General features: G+C 49.7%; 2 protein-coding genes. Both read left to right on the forward strand.

What is annotated here, in order from left to right; genetic code table 11:
• Positions 1-154: 154 nt before the first annotated feature.
• Positions 155-1,699, forward strand: a complete 1,545-nt coding sequence (gene istA / locus GTK07_RS19105) for an IS21 family transposase (protein ID WP_163636632.1) — start codon at positions 155-157, stop codon at positions 1,697-1,699.
• Positions 1,700-1,723: 24 nt separating this feature from the next.
• On the forward strand, positions 1,724-2,461 hold the full coding sequence (istB, locus tag GTK07_RS19110) for an IS21-like element helper ATPase IstB (protein WP_163636633.1): 738 nt from the start codon (positions 1,724-1,726) through the stop codon (positions 2,459-2,461).
• Positions 2,462-2,552: the final 91 nt, after the last annotated feature.

A 2,552-nucleotide genomic window follows, 5' to 3' on the forward strand; every position in this document is an offset into this window, starting at 1 on the left:
TGGAAACGCCGGACATAGTATACCACCCTCGCCGGGTTAAAGTGACCATAGCTGGCCGGACGAAAGTGACCCACCCTGGCCGGGCCAAAGTGGACCACTTTTAGATTCGATCTATCTGTAAAAAGTCTAAGTGCTTTTTTTGTTAAAAAGCACCATGGCGAACAAGCAGATAGACATGCGAAAAACAAAACTGATTTACAAACTTTACACCTCCGGCACTAGCAAACGGAGGATAAGCCAACAATTGGGCATATCCCGTGTCACGGTCAGGAAGTACATCGAGTTCTTCAAGCGGTACCGTTTTACGGCCTACGAAGTGGAGAAGATGACCCTGGAGGAACTCCACAACCTTTTCAAGGACGGGCAAAAGCGCAAGAGCCAACGGTTGCTGACCTTAAGGCAGTACTTTCCCTATTTTGACAAAGAGCTCCGCAAGACCGGGGTGACCAGGCAATTGTTGTGGGAGGAATATTATGCCAAGCACCCCGATGGCTTCAAGCTCTCACAGTTCAAGTATTGGTACGCCGAATGGCGCAAGGAAACCTCTCCGGTAATGCACATGGAGCACAAGGCCGGCGACAAGCTCTTTATAGACTTCACGGGAAAGAAACTCCATATCGTTGACAGGGAGACCGGTGAACTGAAGGAACTGGAGGTGTTCGTGTGTATACTCGGCAGCAGCCAATATACTTATGTAGAGGCCTGCGCAAGCCAAAAACTGGAGGACTTCATCCGCTGCACCGAGAACGCACTTTGGTTCTACGGCGGCGTACCAAAGGCCCTGGTGCCCGACAACCTTAAGTCGGCGGTCACCAAGAGCAGCCGTTACGAGCCCAAGGTCAACGAGGTTTTCGCCGACTTTGCCGAACACTACGAAACGGCGGTACTGCCCACACGTACCTATAGGCCAAGGGACAAGGCCATAGTGGAGAACGCCGTGAAGATAATCTACACCAGGGTGTTCGCCCCTTTACGGAACCAGGTCTTCCACAGCATGGCCGATATCAACATCGCGATAAGGGAACTGCTGGAAAAACACAACGCAATGCCGTTCAGGGGAAGGGAATATTCCAGGTGTTCGCTTTTTATGGAAATCGAGAAGGGCGAACTGATGCCGTTACCGGCGAAACGCTATGAGGTAAAACGCTATGCCCAGGCCACCGTGCACAAGAACAGCCATATCTACTTTGGGAAGGACAAGCATTATTACAGCGTGCCCTACAGGCATATCGGCAAACAGGTCAAGCTGGTCTATACCGACAATATCGTCGAGATCTACCATAAGCACGAAAGGTTCGCCGTACATACAAGGGACAGGAAAAAATACGGCTATACCACCTTGGCCGACCATATGCCCTCGCACCACAGGTTCGTAAGCGAATGGAGCAGTGAGAGGTTCATCGATTGGGCGGGCAATATCGGCGGACACTGTAAAGGGTACATCATTGCCATCCTGGAGAAGAAGCAGCACCCCGAACAATCCTACAAATCCTGTCTGGGCGTACTCCACCTTGCCAAAAAGTACGGAAGGGAACGTCTTGAGAATGCGTGCAAACGTGCCTCGGAATATGGTGCGTACAATTACAATATGGTCGAGCGCATCCTGAAAAAGGGATGGGACCAGATCGATGAACGTATGGACGGTGATATGGAAATGCCCGAGCACAACAACATAAGGGGAGGGAAATACTACGAATAGAAACAATACTTAAAAACAGGACATATGAACGAAAAAACAATGCAATTGATGAAAGAAATGAGGCTCTATGGAATGCACAGGGCCTTTGCAACAACAATGGAAACCGGAGGTGCCGATACCGACTATACCAATGACGAACTCATTGCCTATCTCGTCCAGAACGAATGGGACGACCGCCATAACCGTAGGATAGAGCGATTGACCAAGTCCGCAAGGTTCAGGTATACGGCCGTCATGGAAGCCATCGACTACCGACCGTCGCGCCAACTGGACAAGAACCTGGTCCGGCGGCTCGGTTCCTGCGGGTTCATCCAAAAAAGGGAGAACATACTTATTACCGGTAGTACCGGCGTGGGCAAAAGTTACCTGGCATCGGCCATCGGCCACCAGGCCTGTTCCATGGGATCAAAAACAATGTACTTCAATACCGCAAAGCTCTTTACCCTGCTCAAGACATCAAAGGCCGACGGTTCCTATCCAAAGCAGATAAGCAAACTTGAAAAACAGGACCTGCTCATCTTGGATGACTTCGGCCTTAAGCCATTGGACAACATCAATAGGCATGCACTTATGGAGATCATCGAGGACAGGCACGGCAAAAAATCCACTATAATAGCATCACAATTGCCCGTATCAAAGTGGCACGACATTATCGGGGAGAGAACACTGGCCGATGCCATCCTCGACCGTTTGGTGCACACGGCACACAGAATAGATATAAAAGGCGAATCGATGAGAAGAAAATTAAAAAATAAAAACTAAGTTTAACCCAAGGATAGATCAAATCTGGGCAGTTCGTTTGCTATGGTCAGTTTTATCCGGCGAAGGTGGGTCAGTTTACCCGGCTTATCCA

The organism is Flagellimonas sediminis, from assembly GCF_010500845.1.
Taxonomy (GTDB): Bacteria; Bacteroidota; Bacteroidia; order Flavobacteriales; family Flavobacteriaceae; genus Flagellimonas; species Flagellimonas sediminis.

Excerpts from the sequence above, each read along its gene's own strand:
- istA (WP_163636632.1), top strand. The coding sequence starts at position 155 with ATGGCGAACAAGCAGATAGACATGCGAAAAACAAAACTGATTTACAAA.
- istB (WP_163636633.1), top strand. The coding sequence starts at position 1,724 with ATGAACGAAAAAACAATGCAATTGATGAAAGAAATGAGGCTCTATGGA.